The sequence below is a fragment of the Ferrovibrio terrae genome, assembly GCF_943371255.1.
In the GTDB taxonomy this organism is placed as follows: Bacteria; Pseudomonadota; Alphaproteobacteria; order Ferrovibrionales; family Ferrovibrionaceae; genus Ferrovibrio; species Ferrovibrio terrae_B.
The window spans coordinates 24323-49165 of the sequence record NZ_CALRUC010000019.1 but is presented as its reverse complement, the minus strand read 5'-3'; the positions used below and the strand labels follow the sequence as shown (position 1 = coordinate 49165).

At 64.4% G+C, this 24843-nt stretch carries 26 protein-coding genes; 15 read left to right on the top strand and 11 right to left on the bottom strand.

Annotated elements, in window-relative coordinates; genetic code table 11:
* The 4 genes from AAG799_RS06685 to AAG799_RS06670 all read left to right on the top strand — a co-directional run.
* The coding region (locus AAG799_RS06685) for an organic hydroperoxide resistance protein (protein ID WP_341895030.1) at positions 1-409 on the top strand (409 nt) is incomplete at its 5' end.
* Positions 410-469: 60 nt separating this feature from the next.
* A complete protein-coding gene (locus tag AAG799_RS06680; protein WP_341895029.1) occupies positions 470-916 on the top strand; it encodes a MarR family transcriptional regulator in 447 nt (148 codons plus the stop codon).
* Positions 917-1042: 126 nt separating this feature from the next.
* Positions 1043-2002 (top strand): ribonucleotide-diphosphate reductase subunit beta, encoded by a 960-nt coding sequence (locus tag AAG799_RS06675; RefSeq protein WP_341895028.1) that lies wholly within the window; start codon positions 1043-1045, stop codon positions 2000-2002.
* Positions 2003-2068: 66 nt separating this feature from the next.
* Positions 2069-2590 (top strand): GNAT family N-acetyltransferase, encoded by a 522-nt coding sequence (locus tag AAG799_RS06670; RefSeq protein WP_341895027.1) that lies wholly within the window; start codon positions 2069-2071, stop codon positions 2588-2590.
* A gap of 5 nt (positions 2591-2595) precedes the next feature.
* Here the strand turns inward: AAG799_RS06670 and AAG799_RS06665 are convergent, their stop codons facing one another.
* Entirely contained in the window at positions 2596-2820 is a 225-nt protein-coding gene (locus tag AAG799_RS06665) for a hypothetical protein (protein ID WP_341895026.1), read from the bottom strand.
* A gap of 141 nt (positions 2821-2961) precedes the next feature.
* On the opposite strand from AAG799_RS06665, the gene AAG799_RS06660 reads away from it, so the two are divergent.
* Both AAG799_RS06660 and AAG799_RS06655 read left to right on the top strand, forming a co-directional pair.
* A complete protein-coding gene (locus AAG799_RS06660) occupies positions 2962-3918 on the top strand; it encodes a succinylglutamate desuccinylase/aspartoacylase family protein (protein ID WP_341895025.1) in 957 nt (318 codons plus the stop codon).
* Between the two features lie 5 nt (positions 3919-3923).
* Entirely contained in the window at positions 3924-4979 is a 1056-nt protein-coding gene (locus AAG799_RS06655; RefSeq protein WP_341895024.1) for an AbrB family transcriptional regulator, read from the top strand.
* Positions 4980-5263: 284 nt separating this feature from the next.
* Here AAG799_RS06655 and AAG799_RS06650 read toward each other — a convergent pair whose 3' ends face one another.
* Complete coding sequence (locus tag AAG799_RS06650) at positions 5264-5659, bottom strand: tautomerase family protein (protein ID WP_341895023.1); 396 nt, start codon at positions 5657-5659, stop codon at positions 5264-5266.
* 111 nt (positions 5660-5770) lie between these two features.
* On the opposite strand from AAG799_RS06650, the gene AAG799_RS06645 reads away from it, so the two are divergent.
* Together AAG799_RS06645 and AAG799_RS06640 are read left to right on the top strand one after the other, a co-directional pair.
* On the top strand, positions 5771-6622 hold the full coding sequence (locus AAG799_RS06645; protein WP_341895022.1) for a LysR family transcriptional regulator: 852 nt from the start codon (positions 5771-5773) through the stop codon (positions 6620-6622).
* Between the two features lie 136 nt (positions 6623-6758).
* Entirely contained in the window at positions 6759-7886 is a 1128-nt protein-coding gene (locus AAG799_RS06640; RefSeq protein WP_341895021.1) for a hypothetical protein, read from the top strand.
* A 6-nt stretch (positions 7887-7892) separates the two neighbouring features.
* Here AAG799_RS06640 and AAG799_RS06635 read toward each other — a convergent pair whose 3' ends face one another.
* The 4 genes from AAG799_RS06635 to AAG799_RS06620 form a co-directional block, all read right to left on the bottom strand.
* A complete protein-coding gene (locus AAG799_RS06635) occupies positions 7893-9623 on the bottom strand; it encodes an IlvD/Edd family dehydratase (RefSeq protein ID WP_341895020.1) in 1731 nt (576 codons plus the stop codon).
* A gap of 27 nt (positions 9624-9650) precedes the next feature.
* Positions 9651-10370: an LrgB family protein gene (locus tag AAG799_RS06630; protein WP_341895019.1), complete on the bottom strand. Its 720-nt coding sequence runs from the start codon at positions 10368-10370 to the stop codon at positions 9651-9653.
* Positions 10367-10753 (bottom strand): CidA/LrgA family protein, encoded by a 387-nt coding sequence (locus tag AAG799_RS06625; RefSeq protein WP_341895018.1) that lies wholly within the window; start codon positions 10751-10753, stop codon positions 10367-10369. Before AAG799_RS06625 ends, AAG799_RS06630 begins: the two co-directional genes overlap by 4 nt.
* A 193-nt stretch (positions 10754-10946) precedes the next feature.
* A complete protein-coding gene (locus AAG799_RS06620; protein ID WP_341895031.1) occupies positions 10947-11723 on the bottom strand; it encodes a methyltransferase domain-containing protein in 777 nt (258 codons plus the stop codon).
* 45 nt (positions 11724-11768) lie between these two features.
* Here AAG799_RS06620 and AAG799_RS06615 point away from each other — a divergent pair, with 45 nt between their 5' ends.
* Entirely contained in the window at positions 11769-12290 is a 522-nt protein-coding gene (locus AAG799_RS06615) for a thioesterase family protein (RefSeq protein ID WP_341895017.1), read from the top strand.
* Here the strand turns inward: AAG799_RS06615 and AAG799_RS06610 are convergent.
* The 5 genes from AAG799_RS06610 to AAG799_RS06590 form a co-directional block, all read right to left on the bottom strand.
* Complete coding sequence (locus AAG799_RS06610; protein ID WP_341895016.1) at positions 12287-12589, bottom strand: cupin domain-containing protein; 303 nt, start codon at positions 12587-12589, stop codon at positions 12287-12289. The two genes, AAG799_RS06615 and AAG799_RS06610, sit on opposite strands and share 4 nt — an antisense overlap.
* A gap of 86 nt (positions 12590-12675) precedes the next feature.
* Positions 12676-13497, bottom strand: coding sequence for an RNA methyltransferase (locus AAG799_RS06605; protein WP_341895015.1), 822 nt, complete (start codon positions 13495-13497; stop codon positions 12676-12678).
* Positions 13497-15104, bottom strand: a complete 1608-nt coding sequence (cimA, locus tag AAG799_RS06600) for a citramalate synthase (RefSeq protein WP_341895014.1) — start codon at positions 15102-15104, stop codon at positions 13497-13499. The genes AAG799_RS06605 and cimA overlap by 1 nt, the downstream gene beginning before the upstream one ends.
* A 1-nt stretch (position 15105) precedes the next feature.
* Positions 15106-16431: a glutamate--tRNA ligase gene (gene gltX / locus AAG799_RS06595; protein WP_341895013.1), complete on the bottom strand. Its 1326-nt coding sequence runs from the start codon at positions 16429-16431 to the stop codon at positions 15106-15108.
* Entirely contained in the window at positions 16428-18128 is a 1701-nt protein-coding gene (locus tag AAG799_RS06590; RefSeq protein WP_341895012.1) for an NAD+ synthase, read from the bottom strand. Before AAG799_RS06590 ends, gltX begins: the two co-directional genes overlap by 4 nt.
* A 352-nt stretch (positions 18129-18480) precedes the next feature.
* On the opposite strand from AAG799_RS06590, the gene AAG799_RS06585 reads away from it, so the two are divergent.
* The 6 genes from AAG799_RS06585 to AAG799_RS06560 all read left to right on the top strand — a co-directional run bounded on the left by AAG799_RS06585 (position 18481) and on the right by AAG799_RS06560 (position 24843).
* Positions 18481-18915 carry a hypothetical protein gene (locus AAG799_RS06585; RefSeq protein ID WP_341895011.1) on the top strand — a complete coding sequence of 145 codons (435 nt, stop codon included), beginning with the start codon at positions 18481-18483 and terminating at the stop codon, positions 18913-18915.
* Positions 18916-18972: 57 nt separating this feature from the next.
* Positions 18973-20772, top strand: coding sequence for an alpha/beta fold hydrolase (locus AAG799_RS06580; protein WP_341895010.1), 1800 nt, complete (start codon positions 18973-18975; stop codon positions 20770-20772).
* Between the two features lie 109 nt (positions 20773-20881).
* Positions 20882-21889 carry an NADP-dependent oxidoreductase gene (locus tag AAG799_RS06575; RefSeq protein WP_341895009.1) on the top strand — a complete coding sequence of 336 codons (1008 nt, stop codon included), beginning with the start codon at positions 20882-20884 and terminating at the stop codon, positions 21887-21889.
* A gap of 49 nt (positions 21890-21938) precedes the next feature.
* Positions 21939-22925, top strand: a complete 987-nt coding sequence (locus AAG799_RS06570) for a tripartite tricarboxylate transporter substrate binding protein (protein WP_341895008.1) — start codon at positions 21939-21941, stop codon at positions 22923-22925.
* Between the two features lie 342 nt (positions 22926-23267).
* The gene (locus tag AAG799_RS06565; protein WP_341895007.1) at positions 23268-24068 is read left to right on the top strand and encodes a MotA/TolQ/ExbB proton channel family protein; all 801 of its coding nucleotides are present in this window, start codon (positions 23268-23270) and stop codon (positions 24066-24068) included.
* Positions 24052-24843, top strand: coding sequence for an OmpA family protein (locus AAG799_RS06560; RefSeq protein WP_341895006.1), 792 nt, complete (start codon positions 24052-24054; stop codon positions 24841-24843). Before AAG799_RS06565 ends, AAG799_RS06560 begins: the two co-directional genes overlap by 17 nt.

Genomic DNA, 24843 nt, shown 5'->3' with positions numbered 1-24843 from the left:
GCTCTACACCACCTCTGCCACCGCCACCGGCGGCCGCTCCGGCAAGGTCACCTCGGCCGACGGCATCATCGACATGACCCTGGCCATGCCCAAGGAACTGGGTGGCCCCGGCAATGCCGCCAACCCGGAAACCTTCTTCGCCAGCGGCTATGCCGCCTGCTTCCAGGGCGCGCTTGGCCTGGTGGCCCGCAACCAGAAGATCGCGCTGCCGGCCGGCAACACCGTCACCGTGACCATCGGCATCGGCAAGGACGAGACCAGCTTCGGCCTCAACGCCAAGATCGCCGTCGCCCTGCCCGGCATGGACAAGGCCCAGGCCGAGGCGCTCACCGCCGCCGCCCATCAGGTCTGCCCGTATTCCAAGGCGACCAAGGGCAATATCGAGGCGACGCTCGAGACTTCGGTCTAAACTGCGACTCGCGGCGCCGGGCTATATGGTCCGGCGCCGCCTAATTGCCGCGAGAATCCCATGTCTGCCGACGACCAGCTCAAGCTCGACAACCAGCTCTGCTTCGCGCTCTATGCCGCGTCCAATGCGATGGGCCGGCTGTATCGCGACAAGCTGGAGCCGCTCGGCCTCACCTATCCGCAGTATCTGGTCATGCTGGTGCTGTGGGAGCAGGACAGCCTGACGGTGAAAGACATCGGCGAGCGGCTCTATCTCGATTCCGGCACGCTCACCCCCATGCTCAAGCGCATGGAACAGGCCGGCCTGCTGCAGCGTACCCGGGACCCGGATGACGAGCGTCAGGTCGTGGTCGCACTGACCGCCGAGGGCCGCAAGCTGAAGGCCACCATGCGCAAGGTGCACAGCGATCTGGGCTGCCTGCTGCCGCTGGAGCGGGCCGAGATCGGCCGGCTGCGCGCCGAGCTGCGCGGCCTGGCCGACGGGCTGATGGCGCCAAAAGCCGAGTAATCCACAGTTCAGGCTGGTTTGCCGGGCCAAATATCCACAGCTTGAGCCCCACCCCTAGGGGGTTTGGGCTTGCTGGACCCACCAGATATTGCGATATTGCCCGCTCAGAATCAGAGTGAGGAACCCATGTCGCTGCTCGACTCCAAGCCGGTCTACAAGCCCTTCAAGTATCCGTGGGCCTACGAAGCCTGGATGACCCAGCAGCGCGTGCACTGGCTGCCCGAGGAAGTGCCCCTCGCCGACGATGTGAAGGACTGGCAGAAGAAGCTGTCGCCGGGCGAGAAAAACCTGCTGACGCAGATTTTCCGCTTCTTCGTCCAGGCCGATGTGGAAGTGAACAACTGCTACATGAAGCATTACGCGCGGGTGTTCAAACCCACCGAAGTGCAGATGATGCTGGCCGCCTTCTCCAACATGGAGACGGTGCATATCGCCGCCTACTCGCACCTGCTCGACACCATCGGCATGCCCGAAGAAGAGTATTCGGCCTTCCTCCGCTACAAGGAGATGAAGGACAAATACGACTACATGCAGCAGTTCGGCGTCGAGACCAAGGCCGATATCGCCAAGACGCTGGCCGTGTTCGGCGCCTTCACCGAAGGCCTGCAGCTGTTTGCCTCGTTCGCCATCCTGCTCAACTTCCCGCGCTTCAACAAGATGAAGGGCATGGGCCAGATCATCTCCTGGTCGGTGCGCGACGAAAGCCTGCACACCAACTCGATCATCCAGCTGTTCCGCACCTTCGTCGATGAAAACCCGGAAGTGTGGAACGACGAGTTCCAGCGCGAGCTGTATGTCGCCTGTTCCACCATCGTCGACCATGAGGATGCCTTCATCGACCTCGCTTTCGAGATCGAGGGCGTGCAGGGCCTGACGGCGCAGGAAGTGAAGGACTATATCCGCTGGACCGCCGACCGCCGCCTGCTGCAGCTCGGCCTGCAGCCGATGTATCGCGTGGCGAAAAACCCGCTGCCCTGGCTGGACGCGATCCTCAACGGCGTGGAACACACCAATTTCTTTGAAAACCGCGCCACCGAGTATTCCAAGGCCTCGACCCAGGGTAACTGGGAAGACGCGTTTGCATAAATCCGCAGCGCAGCGGCACCAGCATTATGGCCGGGCTTGTCCCGGCCATTTTGTTATGATGGCCGCATGAGCTACACCGTCCGTCCCGCCCGCCGCAGCGAAGCCGGCACGCTGCGCGATATCGAGCGCACCGCCGGCCAGGCCTTCATCGCCGCCGGCTTTCCCGATGTGGCCGGCTACGAGCCGACCCATGGCGACGACCTGCGCGAGGCGGTGAATGACGGCACGCTGTTCGTCGTCGCCGACATGACCGACTGGCCGGTCGGCTTCGTGCTGTGCGGCGAACTCGATCACGGCCTCTATGTGCAGGAACTCAACGTGCATCCCGACCATGCCGGCAACCGCCTGGCCATCCCGCTGCTGGGCGCGGCGGAAAACCTGGCGCGGATGCTGGATCTTGACCGGCTGACGCTGACCACCTTCCGCCATGTGCCGTGGAATGCGCCCTATTATGCGCGGCTCGGCTTCAGCGAGATCCCCGACGACGCCATCGGGCCGGACCTGCGCTTTGTCATCGCCCGCCAGCATGCCGCCGGGCTGGATATCACCAAGCGCGTGGCGATGCAGCGCTCTGTTGCCGGAATCTGAAGCCTTCAGGCCAGGATGTCGATGGCGTGCTTCTGCAGGTCGATGCCGGCCCGCAATGTCACCGCGCTGGCGCCGGCCTGGATATCGGCGCTTTGCAGCAGCACGGCAGCCTTTGCCATGCTGTCGAGATCGAGACTGCCGCTGTTGACCGCCTCGACCGCCGCTTCCAGGGACTGCTCGGCCTGGCGCAGGCCGTTCAGCGAGGCCGCAATCGGGGAAATTCCGCTCATCGAGATCATGCCGCCACGCTATCCCGGACGGGAAATTTCCTCAACCCTGCCAACAGGCTGCCCATGCGACTGGGCTTGGCCATGATGATGGGGCTATAACAGCAGCAGGGCCCTTCCTGCGATTCATTCCAAACGAGACCGATGTCCGCGCTCCCCGCCAATCCGCTGCTCCCGCTCCCGATTTCCCAGTACCGCGAAGGCAATACCGGCATTCCCTATGCCCATGTGCTGGACTCTGGCCGCCCCGGCCCGCAGACGGCGATCACTGCGCTGGTGCATGGCAACGAGGTCTGCGGCGCGCATGCCCTCGACCTGCTGTTCCGCGAGAAATTCCAGCCCGCGGCCGGCCGGCTGACCCTGATCTTCTGCAACGTCGCCGCCTATACCCGCTTCGACCCGAACGAGCCGACCGCCTCGCGCTTTGTCGATGAGGACATGAACCGTGTCTGGGGCGCCAATGCGCTGGACAGCACGCGCCGCTCGGTGGAACTGGACCGCGCCCGCGAGATCGAGCCGCTGCTGGCCGAGATCGACCTGCTGCTGGATCTGCATTCGATGCAGCAGCCCTCGCCGCCGCTGATGCTGGCCGGGCCGCTGGCCAAGGGCCGCGCCTTTGCCGCGCAAGTCGGCGTACCGGCAACAGTCGTCGCCGACCAGGGCCACAAGGCCGGCCTGCGCATGCGCGATTACGGCGGCTTCGGCGATCCCGACAGCGCCAAGAACGCCCTGCTGGTGGAATGCGGCCAGCATTGGGACCAGGCGAGCCGCGGCGTCGCCATCGAAACCATGTTCCGCTTCCTGCATGCGGTGGGCCAGGCCTCTGCGGCCGATCTGGCGCGCCACCAGCTGGCGCCGGCGCCGCAGGCGGTGCAGAAATTCGTCGAGGTGACCGATGCGATCACCATCGCCACCGACGACTTCAGCTTCGCGCAGAGCTACAGCGGCCTGGAATCGATTCCGCGCGCCGGCACCGTGATCGCCCATGACGGCAGCACGCCGATCACAACGCCCTATGACGACTGCGTGCTGATCATGCCGACCAAGCGGCTGAAGCCCGGGCAGACCGCCGTGCGGCTGGGCCGCTACATCGCAGCGTAAACAACATGCTGCGCAACCTGGCATCCAGCCTGCCCGCGCTGCTGATCGGCGCGGCGGGCGGTGCGGTGTTCCTGTATTTGCGCATGCCGCTGGCCTGGATGCTGGGCAGCATGTTCCTGACCGGCGTGCTGGCGCTCGGCGGCCTCGACAAGCGCGTGACGCTGCGTGTCGAACCACGGCTGCGCGCCGTGATGATCACCGTGATCGGCGTGATGCTGGGCAGCGCCTTCAAGCCCGAGATGATCGACCGCGCGCGCGAATGGATTGGCCTCATCATCCTGATGCTGGCCTATATCCCGATCGTCACCACGATCTGCTACGTGATGTTCCGCCAGCTGGCGCGGCTCGACCCGGTGACGGCGTATTTCTCGGCGGCACCCGGCGGCCTGCAGGAAATGACCCTGGTGGGCGAACATTACGGCGGCGACGGCCGCAGCATCATCCTGACCCATGCGCTGCGCGTGTTTCTCACCGTGATGACGGTGCCGGTGTATTTCCGCTTCATCGAAAACCTGAACGTGCCGCCGATGGCGCAGGGCGACCACATGTGGCAGCTGCAGTGGCATGAGGGTGCGCTGCTGGTGGCCTGCGGCGTGATCGGCTGGTATGCCGCGCGCATCTTCCGTATTCCCGCCGCGCAGCTGGTCGGCCCCATGGTGGTCTCGGCCATCGTGCATCTGGCCGGCTGGTCGCATGCCTCGCCGCCGCCGGAACTGGTTGCCACCGCGCAGGTGGTGATGGGGGCCGCACTGGGCTGCCGCTTCGTCGGCACGCCGCTGAAAGAGGTCGGCCGCATCGCGACCTACGCCGCACTCGCCACCTTCGCCATGCTGGCGGTGGCGGTCGGCATGACGGTCGCGTTTGCGGACTGGGCCGGCATCAAGAGCGAGGCGCTGATGCTGGTGCTGTCGCCCGGCGGCATGGCCGAGATGAGCCTGGTGGCGCTGGGCCTTGGCGTCGAGGTCGCCATCGTGGCGAGCATGCATATTTTCCGCATCGCGGTGGTGGTGATCGCCGTACCGCCGGTGTTCAGGCTGCTGGGGCTGAAAAAGCCGGGCTAACGCACTGAAAAGACTGTGCCGGGGCACGACAGCCTCGGCCAGTTCGGCGCCAATCGCGGCCCATTCAGGGCCAAGTCGATCCCATTGGGCGCCGATGCGATCCCATGCGATCCAAGTGAAGCCAAGTGAAGCCCATGCGATCCGGTTCGATCCGACAGCCGGAAACGCAAACTGCCGGCTGGACGGCCGGCAGCGGGTCTTGCGGATTCACGATGAGCAAGAGCAGATCATTGAGGTGGGGCGGCAGCCGGAAAATTCAAGCCGGCGCCCCGCCCTCCTGACTCTTATGCCGCGTCGTCCTTGGCATATTGCGCGAGGCCGTGACCCATCGACCAGTTTTCCGGCAGCGTCTCGACCAGGTTGATGAACACATCTTCCGGGCGCAGGCCGGGGCTGGCGGTGAGCTTTTCGGTGATGCGGCGATACAGCGCCTTTTTCTGCGCGCTGCTGCGCGTGTTGCTGACGGTGAGCTGGATGACCACCAGATCGTCGCTGCGCGCGACACCCAGATAGGTGGGGCTGCACCAGAAATCGGCGGCGTCATGCTCGGTCACCAGCATGAAATAGTCGTCCTCGGGCACGGTGAAGGTTTCGCGCATGGCCGCATACAGACCATCGAGAATGGCCTGGCGATAGGCGGCGGGCTTGCCGCGGCGGAGCGAGACACGGGTGAGCGGCATGGGGTGATCCTCCTGGTGGAACCGATAGCGGGGAGGATAGCGCGGCATTGACCATTCGAAAATCATATGGAATCATATTTCAATGATTTCTATTTCCAATGATTGGCCGATATGAAAGCGCTCGATATCGAATGCGTGCAGGCTTTCGTGCTGGTGGCCGACCTCGCCAGCTTCACCCGCGCCGCCGAGGCGATGGACGCGACGCAGTCGGCCGTCAGCCTGAAGATCAAGCGCCTGGAAGACGATCTCGGCCGCCGCCTGTTCGAGCGCACGCCGCGCCGGGTGCGGCTGACCGCCGCCGGCCAGCTGTTTCTCGACCGCGCGCGCCGGCTGATCGCCGCCCATGGCGAGGCGCTGGAGGCCTTTGCCATCGAGCGGCGGCGGCTCAGCGTCGGCATCAGCGACCATGCGGTGGGCGCCGAACTGCCGCTGCTGCTGCAGCGGGTGAAACATGCCGAGCCGGGCCTGGTGCTGGAGATGCAGGTGGGCAGCTCGCGCGACCTGCTCGCCGCCTTCGATGCCGGCGCGCTGGATGCCGCCATCGTGCAGGGGCATGAGGCCGGGCGGCGCGGCGGCGAGGTGCTGCTCACCGAATCCTTTGCCTGGATGGCGGCGCGCGATTTCACCCATCGGCCGGGCGAGCCGCTGCCGCTGGCGGCGCAATCGGCCACCTGCGGTATGCGCAGCATGGGCGTGGCGGCGCTCGATGCGGCCGGCATCGCCTGGAGCGAGGTGTTTGTCGGCGGCGGCGTCGGCACCATCGCGGCCGCCGTCTCGGCCGGGCTGGCGGTTGCCGTGCTCGGCCGCCGCGTTGCGCCACCGGGCACGGTGGATGTGGGCCCGGCGCTCGGCCTGCCGGCGCTGCCGCCGCGCGACCTGGTGCTCTATGCCAGCCTGACCGACCCGGCGGCGCGGCAGTCGCTCAGGACGCTGGCCGCGGCGATCAGGTCGACGGCGGGGTGAGAGTGGTGGCTGCATACAGGTGCAGACTGCCGGCGGAAAGCCGAAATTAGGTGGTGAGGATTCGCGGTGGACCGAAGCGATCGTGTAGTAATCTAGTGGGGTAATTCTGATTTTTTGTGGGGGAGGGCAAGCAAATATGAAACTCTGGTTCCAGCGCTTCATAAACGCACGGTTTGTGCCAAAGGATTTCAGTGTCCACAACGCAAAAATGTCAGATCAAGCATGGTCACCGAGCCAAGAAACCGCTCTCTTAAACTACGCCCAACACACTCGTGACTCCCATCATGACCATTACACGGGAACCAAAGTAGGATTCCAAGGTCGCATCCAGGATGCAATCACAAGCGGAAAAAACTTACAGCTAACTATCAACGATGATTTCCCCACCACAGTTATCGATTTTCCATCCATCAGAAATCGGATTACGAGAATCGATATCAGCACCCACCATGAGCAGATTCTAGAATTCAAATCCGTTGAAATTCTTCAATTCCATATCACCGGCCCTGCTACCCGGCACATGATAATTTTTGACCAATGCCATATCCGAGAATTGTCCATTTACGATGACCAAGCTGTGTATCTTGATTTGAAAAACACTTGGATATCGACTTTGAATTTGAAGAAAAATGCAATCCGCCACTTAGAAGTGAATGGAGGAGGAGTTCTTTCTTTAGTTGTTCAGAGTGGTGAAATAAATAACCCGTTCAGCGGTCCTGTCATAATTCGAAATCTATATCTGCCTAGAGAAGCTGGCACAGATATGAATCCTCAACGTCTCCGAGATATCAGGAGTCATCTTCTAAAGATGAACAATATGCTCGCCGCAGGCGTATTTCATAGCGCAGAACTTGCACTTGATCGATCACTCGAGAGTATTCCAAACAGATTTTTCAGCTGGATCTATGAAATCATGGCAGATTTTGGAAACTCCCCATCCAGGGCGTTAAAGTCTCTACTTTTCTTTTTCGCTTTGATGACCTGCCTCTGCTTCTTTGCGGGTGCGATCAAAGAACCTGAAGGGCCAGAGGTAATTGGATGGAAAGAATCTCTTGTCGGGTCAAGCGTTGAAGCAAAACTACTTCGGAGCCTTACCTACTCAATCTCCAGCATTTTAAATCCACTCGGAATTATACAATCAAAACCAATATTAATAAGTACATCCCCTTACTGGACCACGGGGCTCGCGCTGGTCGGACTAGGCGGAACACTGTCGGTCATATTTTTAGTGATCGCTATTAGGCGTCGGTTCAAACTTGAATAGAATTTGTCACGGCACCTTTTTCGTGATCGCCGGCATGGCGAAGTCGAAGTCGCAGCCCTGCTCGGCCTGCGTCACCGTATCGAAATAGAGCCGCTCGTAGCCGCGCCTTCCCTCGCCGGTCGGCAGCGGCGGCAATGCCGCGCGGCGTTTTTCCAGTGTCGCCTCGTCCACCAGCAGATCGATGCGGCGGCCTTCGGTGTCGAGTTTGATGCGGTCGCCGGTCTGCACCAGCGCCAGCGGACCGCCGGCCGCCGATTCCGGCGCGATATGCAGCACGATGGTGCCATAGGCCGTGCCGCTCATGCGCGCATCGGAAATGCGCACCATGTCTTTCACGCCGGCTTGCGCCAGCTTTTTCGGGATCGGGATATAGCCGGCCTCGGGCATGCCCGGCGCGCCCTTGGGGCCGGCATTGCGCAGCACCAGGATATCATCGGCCTTCACATCGAGATCGGGCGCATCGAGCCGCGCCGCCATATCCGGCAGGCTGTCGAACACCACGGCGCGGCCTTCATGCTGCAGCAGGCTTTGTGTGGCCGCCGCCTGCTTGATGATGGCGCCATCGGGCGCGAGATTGCCGCGCAGCACCGCCATGGCGCCATTTTTATACACCGGCGCCGCCATGGTGCGGATCACATCCTGTTTCCAGCCGGGCGGCATGGCGTCGATATTCTGGCCCAGCGTTTTGCCCGTCACCGTGAGGCAGTCGCGCTCGATCAGGCCGCCCAGCTCGCGCAGGATCGGCGTCAGCCCGCCGGCCTTGTGCAGGTCTTCCATGTAATGCTGGCCGGTGGGTTTTAAGTCGACCAGCACCGGCGTCTCGCGGCCCATCCTGTCATAGCCTTCGAGATCGACGGCGATGCCGGAGCGGCCTGCCATGGCCGTGAGGTGAATAAGAGCATTCGTGCTGCCGCCGATGGCGAGCAGCACGCGCAGCGCGTTGCGATAGGCAGCAGGGGTGAGGATCTTGTCAGGAGTGAGCCCCTCGGCGGCCATCGCCACGGCGCGCGTGCCGGTCTGTTCGGCCAGCCGGCGACGTTCGGCGTGGACTGCCGGCACGGCCGCGCCGCCCGGCAGCATCATGCCGAGCGCTTCCACCGTGAGCGCCATGGTCGAGGCCGTACCCATCACGCCGCAGGTGCCGATGGTGGGGGCGAGTTCGGAATTCACCTCGTTGATTTCCTGGTCATTCACCTCGCCGGCGCGATAGCGCGCCCAGAAGCGGCGGCAATCCGTGCAGGCGCCGAGCTTTTCGCCGCGCCACGATCCGGCCAGCATGGGCCCGGTGACGAGCATGATGGCCGGCACATTGGCGCTGGCGGCGCCCATGAGAAGCGCCGGCACGGTCTTGTCGCAGCCGCCCATCAGGATCACGGCATCCATCGGCTGGGCGCGGATCATCTCTTCCGAATCCATCGCCATCAGGTTGCGCAGATACATGCTGGTAGGATTGGCGAAGCTTTCCTGGATCGAGATCACCGGGAACGGCACCGGGATGCCGCCGGCCAGCATGACGCCGCGCGAGGCGGCCTCGATCAGGTCGGGCACATTGCGGTGACAGGCATTGTAGCCGCTGTCGGTATCGACGATGCCGATGATCGGGCGTTCCAGCGCCTCGTCGGTATAGCCCAGTGCCTTGATGAAGGCCTTGCGCAGGAAGACGGAAAAGCCGGCATCGCCATAGTTGGCGAGGTTCTTTTTCATACCCTTGGCTTTGTCTGCGGGCTTGCTGGTCATCGTTTCACTCCCAAATCGCAATCCTACTTAGCGCGCCAGCAGGCCGAGCGCCAGCGGCACCAGGATGGCGGTGAGCAGCGCGTTCAGGCCCATGGCGATGCCGGCAAAGGTGCCTGCCAGCGGATGCACCTGGAAGGCCCGCGCGGTGCCGATACCATGGGAGGCCAGCCCGACGGCGAAGCCCCTCGCCCGCCAGTCGGTGACTTTCAGCAGGTTGAACAGCGGCGTGACGATGATGGCGCCGAGGATGCCGGTGAGCGCCACCATCACCGCCGTCAGCGCCGGGTCGCCGCCCAGCGTGTTGGCGATGCCCATGGCGACTGCCGCCGTCACCGATTTCGGCGCCATCGCCACCAGCAGGTCCTGCGGCAGGCCGAGCAGGCTGCCGACCAGCAGCACGGACCCCAGCGCCACGATGGAGCCGACGAACAGCGCCGCCAGCATCGGCAGCAGCGTCTTCAGCACGGTCTTGCGATGCTCATACAGCGGGAAAGCCAGGGACACTGTCGCGGGGCCGAGCAGGAAATGCACGAACTGCGCGCCCTCGAAATATGTGCCATAGGGCGTGGATGTCGCCCACAGGATGGCGCCGATCAGCCAGATGCTGTGCAGCACCGGGTTGGCCAGCGGATGCCGGCCGGTCGCCTGCGAGACGCGGTCTGCGGCCACGTAAGCCGCCAGCGTCACCGTCAGCCAGAGCAGCGGCGAGCGCGACAGGAAGACCCAGAGCGCGAAGTCGTTGCTCACTGGCTCACCTCCCTGTCGCCGGTGAGGCGCAGGACGAGCTTGAAGGTGAGCAACGTGGCGATGAGCGCCGCCACGGTGGAGACCACCAGGGTGATGGCCAGTGCCGTGGCATAGGCGCCGAAGACATCGAGCCGCTGCACCACGCCGACGCCGGCCGGCACGAACAGCAGGGAGAGATGCGCCAGGATGGTCTTGCCGGTGGTTTCCAGCTGCGGCCCGGTCAGCATGTCTGGCAGACGGGCGCGGAAACGGTCGCGCAGGCCCAGCACCAGCAGCATCAGCACCAGGCCGAGCACCGGGCCGGGGATCGGCAGCCCGACGCCGCGCGCCAGCACTTCGCCGGCCAGCTGGCAGAGCAGGATGGTGGTGAGGGCGGCGATCATGGGGGAAGTGTCGCGCAGGATCGCCGCGGGAGCAATTATCTGCAGCAGCCTGAATTGCTCATATCGTCACCCTCGGGCTTGTCCCGAGGGTCCATCTGCGTGTTCCGATGCGCGGATGGTGGGGATGGACCCTCGGAATAAATCCGAGGGTGACGTTTATGGTGTGACGATCGGCGCGCCCTACCCTACGCCCTCACACCACCTGCGGCTTCTGCGCCAGAATGAACAGGCGGCGGAAGGGAAACAGCGTGCGGCCGTCAGCTTCCTTGCCGTAATGCGTCACCACGCGCTGGCGGTAGTCGGCCTCAAACGCGCTGCGCTCGGGCTCCTCCAGGCGGTCGAGGAACTGCTTGAGCCAGGTGCCCTTGGTGTATTCCGCCACCGGGTTGGCGCCCGACAGCACCTGCAGATACTCGGTCTCCCAGATCTCCAGCGACGCCGTGATGCCGCTCAGCATGCGCCAGTAGGCCGCCGGCTCGGCGACCGGGCGACGGCGCAGATGCGGCTCAAGCTTCGACCGCCACGGCCCCAGCTCGATGGTGTCGACGATGCACATATGCGAGGGCGCACCGAAATTGCGCGGCATCTGGATGGCGAGCCAGCCGCCGGGCTTCAGGCAGTCCAGCAGGCCGGGGATCAGCGTCTCGTGATTGTCGAGCCAGTGCAGCGTCGCATTGGAATAGAGCAGATCGACCGGCTGGGCCGGGCGCCAGGTTGCCACATCGGCTTCGACGAAATCGGCGGCCGGATAATCGAGGCGCGCTTTCGCCAGCATGGTGGGCGAGGAATCGACGCCGGTGTGTCTGGCCTGCGGCCAGCGCTGCTGGATCAGCGGCGTGAGATTGCCGGCGCCGCAGCCGAGATCGACCACGGAGGCCGGCGCCACCAGCGGCACGCGGGCCAGCAGGTCGACGGCGGGGCGCAGCCGCTCGCCGGCAAATTTCAGGTATTGCGTCGGGTCCCAGGACATGGACACTAGGGTATCCGAGGAAACGAAACCGGCAAGGCGATTGTGATGAATTCTTCTCAAGACACGCTGGATTACGCTCAACAGCCCTTCGATGCGGCATTAGAGCTGACCGGCATGGTGGTGCGGCCTGAGCATATCGATGCCAACGGCCATATGAATGTCGGCTATTACAACGTGATCTTCGACCAGGCGCTGGACCGGTTTTTCATCCCCTTCGATCTCGACTGGAGCTATGTGCAGCGCACCAACCTGAGCACCTTCGTGCTGGAAACCCATGTCTGCTATCTGCAGGAGGTGGTCGAGGGCGATGCCTTGCGCTTCACCTTCCAGCTGCTGGGGGCTGACGCCAAGCGCATCCACTATTTCATGGGCATGTATCACGCCGAGAAGGGCTATCTGGCGGCGACCAGCGAACAGATCCTGGTGCATGTCGATCTGGCGACGCGCCGCAGCTGTCCCTTCCCGGCCGAACACCAGCGCCTGTTCGCCGCGATGCTGGCCGGCCATGACCGGCTGCCGCGCCCGCCGCAGGCCGGCAAGAGCATCGGCATGGCGAAGAAGGGTTAAGCGCCCAGCTTGATCTCGACTTCCACGAAGGCCATCGGTGCGGCGCCGGCATTGATCACGTCATGGGCAATGCCCTTGGGCCGCGAGTAGCTGCCGCCGGCGGCCATCTCGACCAGGCTTTCCTGGCCATCCTTGTCGACGATCTTCAGTTTCGCAGCGGTGAGATAGGTCACCGTGTAGGGATATTCATGCACATGGAAGCCGGTGGCGGCACCGGGCGCGAAATCCCAGCGCGTGATGCGCACGCGTTCGTCATCGGCCTGCTGGGTGGGGGTCGCGGATGCTGTTGCCTGGCACATGGGGGCTCCTTTTGTTACGGCAATCCTAGGACGCAACAGCCGAGCCGGTCCAGCGCGGAATTGTCGCGCTGCAATCGGGCGCTGCCCTACTCTTCGGCCGGCTTCTTCCTGCGCAGGGCCGCGCGCAGCGGCCGTCCCTGCGCGATCGCCTTCAGCATGCCGCGGAAGGTGTGGACTTCCTGGCTCGCCAGCGGCACGCGCTGCAAAGCGCTGCGCAGGTTGCGCAGGATGGCGCCGCGCTTGGGCTCGACATTGTGGAAAAACGCCGACTGGTTCAGCTCGTCCACGATGTGGTCGAACAGGCCCTGCAGTTCCTCCTGGGTGGCGAAACCGCCGCGCACGGTGTCGAGCCGGCTCGGCGCCGTGTCGTCAGCCGCCGTGAACCACTCATAACCGAGCAGCAGCACGGCCTGGGCCAGATTGAGCGAGGAAAAGCCCGGATTGAGCGGCACGCTGATGCCGATATGGGCCAGGGCGACGTCTTCATTGTCCAGCCCGGTGCGCTCGCGGCCGAACAGGATGCCGACGCGGAAGCCGTCCTTCTCTTCGGCGCGCATGCGGGCTGCCGCCTCGCGCGGGGTGACGACCTCTTTCATCATGTCGCGATGGCGCGCCGTGGTGGCATAGATGCGATGCAGGTCGGCGACCGCATCGGCAGTGCTGGTGAACACGCTGACCGCATCCAGCACCGGATCAGCCTTGCTGGCCAGCACATAGGCCGCCGGGTTGGGCCAGCCGTCGCGCGGATTGACCAGGCGCAGTTCGGTGATGCCGCAATTCAGCATGGCGCGCGCCGCCGCGCCGATATTCTCGCCCAGCTGCGGCTCGACCAGCACGATCACCGGGCCGCGCCGCAGCGGGCCCGGCGGCGCGTATTTGCCCAGCTTCGGCCTGTTTGTTCCGGTCATTACTTCGAGGGCTGGGCGCCATCGCGCAGCAGCTTCCACTGGATCGAATCCATCAGCGCCACGAAGGCGGCATCGATGATGTTGGGCGACACGCCGACGGTGAACCAGCGATTGCCCGCGGCATCGGCGGACTCGATCATCACCCGCGTGGTCGCCTCGGTGCCGCCATTGAGGATACGCACCTTGAAATCGACCAGGCGCAGGTCGTCGATATAGCCCTGGTAACGGCCGAGATCCTTGCGCAGCGCATGATCCAGCGCGTTGACCGGGCCGTTGCCTTCCGCCACCGAGAACAGCGTCTGGCCATCGACATCCAGCTTCACGGTGGCTTCCGAGATGGTGACCAGCTCGCCGCGCGCATTGTGGCGACGTTCTACCATCACGCGGAAGCTGCGGATCCGGAAAAATTCCGGCATCTGGCCGAGCGCGCGGCGCGCCAGCACCTCGAAGCTCGCCTCGGCGCCGTCGTAGCTGTAGCCCTCGGCCTCGCGCTGCTTCACGTCATCGAGCAGCGCATTGAGCCGGCTGTCATTCGGATCATACTTGATGCCGGCCTCGTTCAGCCGCACCAGCAGGTTCGAGCGGCCGGCCTGGTCGGAGATCAGGATCTTGCGCGTGTTGCCCACCGTCTCCGGCGGGATGTGCTCGTAGGTGCGCGGGTCTTTCATCACCGCCGAGACATGCAGCCCGCCCTTATGCGCAAAGGCCGAGGCGCCGACATAGGCGGCATGGCGGTTCGGCGCGCGGTTGAGCAGCTCGTCCAGCAGGCGCGAGGTGGTGGTCAGATGGGTGAGATCCTGATCGCTCAGGCCGATATCGATATGCTCGGCGAACCAGGGCTTGAGCATCAGCGAGGGGATCAGCGCGATCAGATTGGCATTGCCGCAGCGCTCGCCCAGACCGTTCAGCGTGCCCTGCACCTGTCTCACGCCGGCTTTCACCGCGGCCAGCGTGTTGGCCACCGCATTCTCGGTGTCGTTATGGGTATGGATGCCGAGCTTCGCGCCATCGCCGAGCTTGGCCACCACCTCGCCGACGATACGCTCGACCTCATAGGGCATGGTGCCGCCATTGGTGTCGCAGAGCACGGCCCAGCGCGCACCAGCATCCAGCGCCGTCTTCAGGCAGTCGAAGGCAAACTTCGGATTGGCCTTGTAGCCATCGAAGAAATGCTCGGCATCGAACATCGCCTCGCCGAATTTCTTCTGGGCGGCGGCAATGCTGTCGGCAATCAGCTCAAGATTCTCGTTCAGCGAAATGCCGAGCGCGACATCGACCTGGAAATCCCAGCTCTTGCCGACCAGGCAGGCGGCATCGGCGCTGGCATTGAGGATGGCGGCGAGGCCCGGATCATTCTCGGCAGAGCGGCCCGGCCGCTTGGTCATGCCGAAGGCGACGAACCTGGCGCGCTTCAGGGCCGGCTTGGCGGCGAAGAATTCGGAATCGGTGGGATTGGCGCCGGGCCAGCCGCCCTCGATATAGGCAACGCCGAGTTTATCCAGCGCCCTGGCAATGACGCGCTTGTCCTCGACCGAGAAATCGACACCCTGGGTCTGGGCACCGTCCCGCAACGTCGTGTCGAACAGATAAACGCGGTCCTTGCTCACGTCACATTCCTCTCAGGCGCCGGGCCACGCGGTCGCGACCGATCAGCGGCAGCAGCGGCGCCATTTCAGGCCCCTTGTCGCGCCCGGTCAAGGCCAGCCGCAGGGGGTGGAACAGAGCCTTCCCCTTGGCGCCTGTCTTGGCGGAAATTTGCTGGGTCCAGGCCTTCCAGGTGGTGCCGTCCCAGGGCTCGGCCGGCAGAGTCTCGGCGGCGGCATCCACCACCGCCCTGTCTTCGATCACCGTCGCAATGTCGCCAGAGATCACCGGCCACCAGTCGGCGGCCTCGGACAGCCGGCCGATATTGCCGCGCACGGCGAGCCAGAAGGCTTCGGTGGCGCCAGCCGGCAGACGCGGCTGCACCGCCGCGAAGTCCATCGCATGCAGCAGCTTGGCATTGAGCAGATCAAGCTCATGCGGATCGAGGCGGGCCGGCGCACGACTGAAACGGCCGAGATCGAAGCCGGCCACCAGCGTGGCCAGTTCAAGCTGCGGCTCGACCGGATCGGCCGAACCCAGCCGGGCGAGCAGCGAATTCAGCGCCATCGGCTCGTAGCCCTGATCGCGCAGATCGGCCAGCGACAGCGAGCCCAGACGCTTGGACAGGCCGCCGCCATCGGCATCGAGCAGCAGCGAGAAATGGCCGAAGGTGGGCACGGTATAGCCGAGCGCCTCGAACAGCTGGATCTGCGCCGCCGTGTTGGTGACATGATCCTCGCCGCGGATCACATGGCTGATCTTCAGGTCGCCGTCATCGACGACCGAGGAGAGCGTATAGAGCGGATAGCCATCGGAGCGCACCAGCACGGGATCGCTTAAGGAAGCGGCATCGATCTCGACGCGGCCATGCACGATATCGTCCCAGGCAGTGATGCGATGCTCAAGTTTGAACCGCCAATGCGGCTTGCGGCCCTCGGCTTCCAGTTTGGCGCGGTCGTCATCGGTCAGCTTCAGTGCGGCACGATTATAGACCGGCGGCTTTTTCTGGCTGAGCTGGATCTTGCGGCGCAGGTCGAGTTCTTCCGCGGTTTCGTAGCAGGGATAAAGGCGCCCGCTTGATTTCAGCCTGTCCGTCGCCGCCGTGTAGAGTGCGAAACGGTCGGACTGTTTGGCAAAGCGGTCCCAGTCGAGCCCGAGCCAGCGCAGATCGGCCTCGATGCCCTGGGCGAAGTCATCGGTGGAACGCGCCGTATCGGTGTCGTCCAGCCGCAGCAGGAAGCTGCCGCCGGATTTGCGCGCAAACAGCCAGTTCAGCAGCGCACCACGCGCATTGCCGACATGCAGCCGGCCCGTGGGGCTCGGCGCGAAACGTACCGAGATGCCGGTCATTTCCCAGAATCCTTGGGCGCATCCCGGAAGGCGTTGGTAATCGGATAGCGGCGGTCGCGGCCGAAATTGCGGGCGGTGAGCTTGACGCCGGGCGGCGCCTGGCGCCGCTTGTATTCAGCGATATAGAGCAGGTGCTGAATCCGGCGCACCACATCCTCGGGCTGGCCGGCGGCGACGATTTCGCGCACCGGCATTTCCTTTTCCACCAGCATTTCCAGGATGGCATCCAGCTGTTCGTAGGGCGGCAGGCTGTCCTGGTCGGTCTGGTTGTCGCGCAGCTCGGCGGTCGGCGCACGCTCGATGATGGCCGCCGGAATCACCACGCCTTCGGGACCGAGGCTTTCCAGCGGGCGGTTTTCATTGCGCCAGTGCGACAGCGCATAGACAGTCATCTTGTAGACGTCTTTCAGCACGCTGTAGCCGCCGCACATATCGCCATAGAGCGTGGCATAGCCGACCGACATTTCCGACTTGTTGCCCGTCGTCAGCACCATATGGCCGAACTTGTTGCTGAGCGCCATCAGGGTGACGCCGCGGATGCGCGACTGCAGATTCTCTTCGGTGATGTCGAGCTTCGTATCCCTGAAAGCCGGGCCGAGCATGCTCTCGAAAGCCTGATAGGCCGGCTCGATCGGGATGGTCTCGTAGGGCACGCCGAGCGCTTTGGCACAGGCGGCGGCATCGTCGAGGCTGCGCTTCGACGTGTATTTCGACGGCAGCATCACGCAGCGCACGCGCTCCGGGCCCAGCGCATCGACCGCGACCGCCGCCGACAGCGCGGAATCGATGCCGCCCGACAGGCCGAGCACCACGCCGGGGAAGCGGTTGCGGTTCACATAATCGCGCAGGCCGACCACCATGGCCTGGTAGATGCTGGACATGGTGTTGAGCGGCTGTTCGATATGGCCCTTGGCGCAGACCCAGCCGTCGTTGCCGCGATGCCATTCGGTGACCGCGATGTCGTCGATGAAATCAGGCTGGCGCACCGGCAGGCTGTGATCGGCATTGAGCACGAAGCCGCCGCCATCGAACACCAGTTCGTCCTGGCCGCCGGTGCGGTTGACATACATCAGCGGCAGGCCGGTTTCGACCACACGCGCAATGCCGAGCGGCAGGCGCTGGTCCCACTTGTTCTCTTCATAGGGCGAGCCATTCGGCACGATCAGCATTTCGGCGCCGGTTTCCGACAGGCATTCGGCCACATCGGGCATCCACATGTCTTCGCAGACCATGACGCCGAGCCGCACGCCGCGGAACACCATCGGACCCGGCAGCGGCCCGGCGGCGAAATGGCGCTTCTCGTCGAACACGCCGTAATTCGGCAGCTCATGCTTGTGCCGCACGGCGACGATCTCGCCGCCATCGAGCAGCAGCGCGGAATTGTACAGATTGTTCTTCTCGCGCCAGGGCGAGGTGACCAGCAATGCCGGACCGCCATCGGCGGTCTGGGCCGCCAGGTCGCGCACGGCAGCCTCGCAGGCCTCCTGCACCGAGGGGCGCAGCACCAGGTCTTCCGGCGGATAGCCGACGATCACCAGTTCGGGGAACACCACCAGATCGGCCTGTCCGGCCGCGGCACTGGCGCGGGCCTGCTCCACCAGCCGGCGGTTACCGGCGATGTCGCCCACGGCCGGGTTGATCTGGGCCATGGCGATGCGAAGGCGGTCGGCGGGTGTGACGGGCGGAGCGGCGGACATCGGTACAGCGGGGTTAAATGCTTGAGGGGCCGATACTTACCCTTGCAGCCAGTGTGGCTCAAGGCGGGGCAGTGTAGCCCGCCGGATACCGGATGGACTAGTACCGTAACCAGCCCCAGATCAGCAGAAATGGCATATGCCCGCGAAAATTTCCCGGCATACCGGCCTTGGCCCGTGCCGGCAGATCAGCCGGCGTCGCATCACATCATGAAACGCAGGGTTGCCTGTCGCCGACAAGCGCCCCAAATCCGCATGCGATGCGGCTTGACGCTGATCAATGCGCGCGATCGAGAAGCTGTCATGCTGATGCTGTTTAATCGTTCAGGAGCACACCCACTCAGGAGAGTCCGCCATGCCTGCCACGCAGACCGCCAAAATCCCCAGCTTCGAACCTGCCGCCATGCTGGCCGCCAATCTGAGCGATGTCCAGGAACGCGGCGCCGCCACCTTCGCCCGTGCCTATGACGTGCTGGCCAAGACCAGCCAGGCGATCTGGGAAAGCGAGCCGGAACTGTTCAAGCTGGAAAGTGAACAGCTGCTGAAGAGCCTCGCGCCGCCGAAGGCCGGCGACGATCCGGCGGCCGGCCTGTCGGCCTATTTCACCGAGCTGCATGACAGTTCGGAACGCATGATCGCGCGCATGCGCCATATCAATGACCTGGCCTGGGGCTGCGGCTGGCAGATCGCAACGATCTATGCCGACGGGCTGCAGGACATGTGGAAACATGCGCAGGCCAAGATACCGACGCAGCCGGCCGCAGAGGCGGCACGGGGAAAAGCGGCATAACAGGTCCGTTGTGGCCGGACCGATGGCCCGCCATTCAGACGGTTGGATTGCAAAACCATGAATCAGTTGAGTCCACCGCGCATGGTCGCCCCGCGTCCGGCTGAAACCGAGCCGTCCCGGCCCGCAGCCAGCGATGAACCGCTGGCCAAGATCATCGACCGCACACTGCATGCCCAGGCCGCCCGACTGACGGGCGGCCTGGCACCCTCGGCCCTGTGGGCTGCCTATCTCGACTGGGCCGTGCATCTGGCCCTGTCGCCCGGGCAGCAGACCTTCCTGGCCATGAAGGCGGCCCGCAAGCTGTCGCGGCTGGCCACCTATATGAGCCGCTGTGCCCTGCAGGGCCCCGAAGCGCCAGCCTGCATCGAGCCGCTGCCGCAGGACCGGCGCTTTGCCGCCCCGGCCTGGCAACAATGGCCGTTCAACCTGCTCAGCCAGGCCTTCCTGCTGCAGCAGCAGTGGTGGCACAACGCCACCACCGGCATTGATGGCATGACGCAGCAGCACAGCAACCAGGTCGAATTCGCCTCGCGGCAGATTCTCGACATGATGGCACCGTCGAATTTCCTGTGGACCAATCCGGAAGTGCTGCAGCGCACCGTCGAACAGAACGGCCGGAACCTGATCGATGGCTGGCGCAATTTCATCGACGACTGGCAGCGCCAGCTGGCTGGCCGCAAACCGGCCGGCACGGAGGATTTCACCGTCGGCGGCAATCTTGCCGCCACGCCGGGCAAGGTGGTGTATCGCAATGCCCTGATCGAATTGATCCAGTATGCGCCGCAAACCGGCACCGTGCGGCCGGAACCGGTCCTGATCGTGCCGGCCTGGATCATGAAATATTACATCCTCGACCTGTCGCAGCAGAATTCGCTGATCCGCTATCTGGTCAGCCAGGGCCATACCGTCTTCTGCCTGTCGTGGAAAAATCCCGATGCTGGCGACCGCGACCTGACGATGGAGGATTACCGCACGCTGGGCGTGATGGACGCGCTGGCGGCGGTCAACGCGATCGTGCCGCAGCAGAAGGTGCATGCGGTGGGCTATTGCCTGGGCGGCACCCTGCTGCTGATCGCCGCCGCCGCAATGGCGCGCGATGGCGACGAGCGGCTGAAGACAGTCACCCTGCTGGCGGCGCAGGCCGATTTCACCGAGGCCGGCGAACTGACGCTGTTCATCAACGAAAGCCAGCTCAGCTTCCTCGACGATGTGATGTGGCAGCAGGGCTATCTCGACTCGCGCCAGATGGCCGGGGCCTTCCAGCTGCTGCGCTCGAACGACATGATCTGGTCGCGCCTGGTGCACAACTACCTGATGGGCGAACCGCGCCGCATGACCGACATGATGGCGTGGAATGCCGATGCCACCCGCATGCCCTATCGCATGCATTCCGAATACCTGCGCAAACTGTTCCTACACAACGATCTGGCCGAAGGCCGCTTCGTCGCCGGCGGACATCCGGTGGCGCTGAGCGATATCCGTGCGCCGGTCTTTGCGGTGGCGACCGCCTGGGATCATGTCGCGCCCTGGCGCTCGGTTTACAAGCTGCACCTGCTGACCGATACCGACATCACCTTCCTGCTCACCACCGGCGGCCACAATGCCGGCATCGTGTCGCCGCCCGGCGGCGTGGCGCGGACCTATCAGGTGATGGCGAAAGGCCATGCCGACCGCTATATCGATCCCGATGCATGGCTGGCGACGGCACCCAAGCATGACGGGTCGTGGTGGCCGGAATGGCTGGCCTGGCTGCAGGCCGCATCGGGCACCCCGGTCGCCCCGCCCGGCATGGGCGCCGCTGCGGCCGGCTATGCTCCGCTGGCCGATGCGCCAGGCAGTTACGTGCTGGTGCCCTAGGCAAAGATCGCCGCTGCCGCAACGTCAGCGGCCGGCGGGCCTTCCTAAGCGGTGTGGATTTGCCTTAACTACCTCCCACAAAACACGCCATTTCGGCAGGGAGGCCACCATGACCAAGAACACGCAAGTCCTGATGAAGCAGCACCCCAAGGGTGCGGTCACCGAGGCCGATTTCGAGATCGTCCAGCGCGACATCCCCAAGCCCGGTCCCGACCAGGTGCTGGTGCGCAACATCTACCTCTCGCTCGACCCCTATATGCGCGGCCGCATGGACGCGGTGCGCAGCTATGCCGCCCATCTCAATCCGGGCGACATGATGGGCGGCGGCACGGTGGGCCAGGTGATCGAGAGCAACGTCGAGAAGCTGCCGGTCGGCACCTATGTGAACGGCATGCTGGGCTGGCAGGGCTATGCCGTCGCCAAGGCCAATGAACTGCGCGTGCTCGATCCCAAGGTGGCGCCGATCTCCACCGCGCTGGGCGTGCTGGGCATGCCGGGCTGCACCGCCCATTACGGCCTGATGCAGATCTGCGAGCCCAAGGCCGGCGAAACCGTGGTGGTTTCGGCCGCGTCGGGCGCGGTCGGTTCGGCCGTAGGCCAGATCGCCAAGATCAAGGGCTGCCGCGTGGTCGGCATCGCCGGCGGCAAGGACAAGTGCGATTACGTGGTGAAGGATCTCGGCTTCGATGCCTGCATCGACTACAAGGCGGGCGACATGCAGGCCGCCTTCAAGGCGGCAACGCCGGATCGCGTCGATGCGTATTTCGAGAATGTCGGCGGCGATATCATGGAGATGGTGTTCGGCCGGCTGAACAGCTTCGCGCGCATCGCCATCTGCGGCCTGATCTCAGGCTATGACGGCAAGCCGCATGCCTTCACCGGCATGCGCCATATTCTGGTAAACCGCGCAAAAGTGCAGGGCTTCATCATCTCCGAGCATATGAGCTACTGGCCTGGCGCGATCACCGAGATGGCCGGCTGGATCAAGCAGGGCAAACTGAAATACCGCGAAGACATCGCCGAGGGGTTGGAGAATGCCCCCAAGGCCTTCATGGGACTGCTGACCGGCAAAAATTTCGGCAAGCAACTGGTGCGCGTGAGCCCGGAAACGCTGTAACCTCAGGCCCAAGAGTTTGCAAAAAACGTCGTTTCGCGGAGGAATACCCATGTTCAATCGTCGCCAGTTCATCGAACTGGGCAGCGGCGCTGCCATGCTCACCGCCATGCCCGGTTTCAGCTTCGCGCAAGGCTGGGCGCCGTCCAAGGCGGTCACGGTCGTCGTGCCCTACCCCGCAGGCGGGCCGACCGACAGCCTGGCCCGCCTGGTGGCGCAGGAGATCAGCGCTGGCCTGGGCCAGCCGGCCGTGGTGGAGAATGTGCCCGGCGGCGCCACCGTGATCGGCACCCTGCGCGTGGCGCGTGGCCCGGCCGATGGCACGCAGCTGATCGCCAGCACCAACCAGACCTTCTCCACCAACATCTCGCTGCTGCCCAATGGCGGCGGCTACGATCCGGTGAAGGATTTCGCGCCCATCGCGCTGCTGGCCGACCTGCAGCATATCCTGGTGGTGAAGAACGATCTGCCGGTGAAAACCGTGGCCGACCTGGTGGCGCTGGCCAAGAAAGACCCGGGGAAGATCAACTGCGGCTCGACCGGCCAGGGCTCGGCCTCGCATCTGACGCTGGAGCTGTTCAAGACCAAGGCCGGCGTGAACATGACGCATGTGTCCTACAAGGGCTCGGCGCCGCTGCTGCAGGATCTGCTGGGCGGCCATGTCGATTGCAGCTTCGCCACCACGCCTACCGTGCTGACGCAGATCCAGGCCGGCAAGCTGCGCGCCATCGCGGTTGCCTCGCCCAAGCGCTCGCCGCATCTGCCCGAGCTGCCGACCGTGAACGAGGCTGGCGTGAAGGGTGTGGAGGCCGATGCCTGGCTTGGCATCCTCGCCCCCGCCGGCGTGCCGGACGCGGCGCTGGCGCGCTATCGCCAGCTGATCCTGGATGTGATGAAGAAGGACAGCGTGCGCGAGACCTTCTTCAAGCAGGGCATGGCGGTGAACGTGAAGACCGACAAGGCCTTCGCCGCCTTCCTGCAGGACGACATCAAGCGCTGGGCCGAGGTGATCAAGATCGCCGATGTGAAGCCGGAATAGCGCCGGCCGCTGTTGATTGCGGTGGCCGGCGGCATCATGTCGCCGGCCACCCGGGGCGCCTGCGGCCGCGCGCCGAAGCGGTATTTCGCCCGAAGCGTGCCACAGACGGCAAATGAACTACTGCAAAAGTTGCAGATTCCACCGTTTCACCGGAACGTTGCCAAAAATTTAGCGGTGGGTATCCGGATTTCAAATTGATCTGGGTCATCGAATCTACGAGCGTCCGTTGCAAGACTGACCCTTCGCCGATTTCCCGATGCCGTCCCCGAAACGATTCCACAAAATGATTGCCGAAACGCACCGTGCCCTGTCTCCCGCCGGAGACCGCCGGAAAGACCTGCCGTGAGCCCCCGGCCGGCCCAGCGCCGCAGCGGCCAGATCAGCATGGTCACCGTGATCGGACTGACCGGTGCGCTGGCGCTGCTGTGGTTTGTCGCCGCCAGCGAGGGCGACCTGCTTGCCTATCTGAACCTGACCGGCTTCATCATCGTGTTCGGCGGCGTGACGGTTTCGGCGCTGATCGCCTTCCAGGGCCGCGAACTGCTGGCCGCGCTGCATGCCTTCGGCGCCATCTTCCGCTCCGATACCAGCATCCGCACCGAAATCACCGACCTGGTCGATGTGGCCCGCCATCTGGCGCAAAAGCGCATCCAGCAGGCCGAGGAACGCGCCGCGCGGGTCAGCAGCCCTTTTCTGCGGCTCGGTCTGCAGCTGGTGATCGACGGCACGCCGATGGACGACCTGATGCAGATCATGAATTGGCGCATCCGCAAGATGGCCGAGATCGAAAGCGCCCAGGCCCGGCTGTTCCGCACGCTGGCCGCGCTGGCGCCCGGCTTCGGCCTGCTCGGCACGCTGGCCGGCATGGTGGCCATGCTGCGCGAGCTGGGCTCGGGCGATATCGCCCGCGTCGGCAGCGGCATGGCGGTGGCCATGCTGGCCACGCTGTATGGCGTGGTGCTGTCGAACCTGATCTTCAAGCCGATTGCCATCAAGATCGAGCAGCGTACCCAGCGCCGCATCGCCACGCTCAACATCCTGCTGGAAGGCGTGATGCTGGTATCGCTTGGCCGCTCGCCCACCGTGGTGGCCGATGCCATGCAGGCCTTCCTGAACGAGACCCGCGATGAAATCCGCGCTTGAGCCGAAGGCAGCCCCGAAAGCGGCACTGGCAGCCCGCCGCATGGCCCTGCTGGCCGAGACGCATGCCGCCGGCAGTGCGGCCGAGGAAAGCGAGGACTGGGTGGTCAGCTACATGGACATGGTCACGCTGCTGATGATCGTGTTTCTCACCCTGGTCGGCATGCTGTGGATCGACAAGAAAACCCGCCCCACCGTGGTGAATGTGCTGCAGATCGAAACCGGCACGCTGCCACGCCATGATTTCGCCGATGCGGCCATGACACCCGAGGCGCCCGCTGCGAAGCCGGCTGTGCCGGCGGACCAGCCCCTGCCCGCCAATGTCACGGTGTCCCCGATGACCCGCGCCACCGTCGACCGCTGGGTCGAGGCCCTGCGGCGCAACGGCCTGGAGGATCAGGTGCAGCTGCAGATCCAGGAAAACCGCGTCAGCATCGCGATCCGCGACCGCCTGCTGTTTGCCTCGGCCCAAAGCGAGATCGGGCCGGACGGCCAGCGCATGCTGCACCGCCTGACCGCCCTGCTGCGCGACCTGCCCGGCGTGATCTCGGTGGAAGGCCATACCGACGACCGGCCGATCCGGTCCGACCGCTTTCCGTCCAACTGGGAATTGTCCGCCGGCCGCGCTGGCGCGGTGGTACGTGTCCTGACCGACAATGGCCTGCCCGTGCGCCGCCTGCGCGCAATAGGCTATGCCGATTCCCGGCCGCTGGTGCAGAATACCGATCCTGAAAGCCGCGCGCGCAATCGCCGGGTAACCCTGGTGATCGAGGATTAA

Bases quoted from the DNA above. Each gene is read 5' to 3' on its own strand.
- AAG799_RS06680 (WP_341895029.1), top strand. From the start codon at position 470: ATGTCTGCCGACGACCAGCTCAAGCTCGACAACCAGCTCTGCTTCGCG.
- AAG799_RS06675 (WP_341895028.1), top strand. From the start codon at position 1,043: ATGTCGCTGCTCGACTCCAAGCCGGTCTACAAGCCCTTCAAGTATCCG.
- AAG799_RS06670 (WP_341895027.1), top strand. From the start codon at position 2,069: ATGAGCTACACCGTCCGTCCCGCCCGCCGCAGCGAAGCCGGCACGCTG.
- AAG799_RS06665 (WP_341895026.1), bottom strand. From the start codon at position 2,820: ATGAGCGGAATTTCCCCGATTGCGGCCTCGCTGAACGGCCTGCGCCAG.
- AAG799_RS06660 (WP_341895025.1), top strand. From the start codon at position 2,962: ATGTCCGCGCTCCCCGCCAATCCGCTGCTCCCGCTCCCGATTTCCCAG.
- AAG799_RS06655 (WP_341895024.1), top strand. From the start codon at position 3,924: ATGCTGCGCAACCTGGCATCCAGCCTGCCCGCGCTGCTGATCGGCGCG.
- AAG799_RS06650 (WP_341895023.1), bottom strand. From the start codon at position 5,659: ATGCCGCTCACCCGTGTCTCGCTCCGCCGCGGCAAGCCCGCCGCCTAT.
- AAG799_RS06645 (WP_341895022.1), top strand. From the start codon at position 5,771: ATGAAAGCGCTCGATATCGAATGCGTGCAGGCTTTCGTGCTGGTGGCC.
- AAG799_RS06640 (WP_341895021.1), top strand. From the start codon at position 6,759: ATGAAACTCTGGTTCCAGCGCTTCATAAACGCACGGTTTGTGCCAAAG.
- AAG799_RS06635 (WP_341895020.1), bottom strand. From the start codon at position 9,623: ATGACCAGCAAGCCCGCAGACAAAGCCAAGGGTATGAAAAAGAACCTC.
- AAG799_RS06625 (WP_341895018.1), bottom strand. From the start codon at position 10,753: ATGATCGCCGCCCTCACCACCATCCTGCTCTGCCAGCTGGCCGGCGAA.
- AAG799_RS06620 (WP_341895031.1), bottom strand. From the start codon at position 11,723: ATGTCCTGGGACCCGACGCAATACCTGAAATTTGCCGGCGAGCGGCTG.
- AAG799_RS06615 (WP_341895017.1), top strand. From the start codon at position 11,769: ATGAATTCTTCTCAAGACACGCTGGATTACGCTCAACAGCCCTTCGAT.
- AAG799_RS06610 (WP_341895016.1), bottom strand. From the start codon at position 12,589: ATGTGCCAGGCAACAGCATCCGCGACCCCCACCCAGCAGGCCGATGAC.
- AAG799_RS06605 (WP_341895015.1), bottom strand. From the start codon at position 13,497: ATGACCGGAACAAACAGGCCGAAGCTGGGCAAATACGCGCCGCCGGGC.
- gltX (WP_341895013.1), bottom strand. From the start codon at position 16,431: ATGACCGGCATCTCGGTACGTTTCGCGCCGAGCCCCACGGGCCGGCTG.
- AAG799_RS06590 (WP_341895012.1), bottom strand. From the start codon at position 18,128: ATGTCCGCCGCTCCGCCCGTCACACCCGCCGACCGCCTTCGCATCGCC.
- AAG799_RS06585 (WP_341895011.1), top strand. From the start codon at position 18,481: ATGCCTGCCACGCAGACCGCCAAAATCCCCAGCTTCGAACCTGCCGCC.
- AAG799_RS06580 (WP_341895010.1), top strand. From the start codon at position 18,973: ATGAATCAGTTGAGTCCACCGCGCATGGTCGCCCCGCGTCCGGCTGAA.
- AAG799_RS06575 (WP_341895009.1), top strand. From the start codon at position 20,882: ATGACCAAGAACACGCAAGTCCTGATGAAGCAGCACCCCAAGGGTGCG.
- AAG799_RS06570 (WP_341895008.1), top strand. From the start codon at position 21,939: ATGTTCAATCGTCGCCAGTTCATCGAACTGGGCAGCGGCGCTGCCATG.
- AAG799_RS06560 (WP_341895006.1), top strand. From the start codon at position 24,052: ATGAAATCCGCGCTTGAGCCGAAGGCAGCCCCGAAAGCGGCACTGGCA.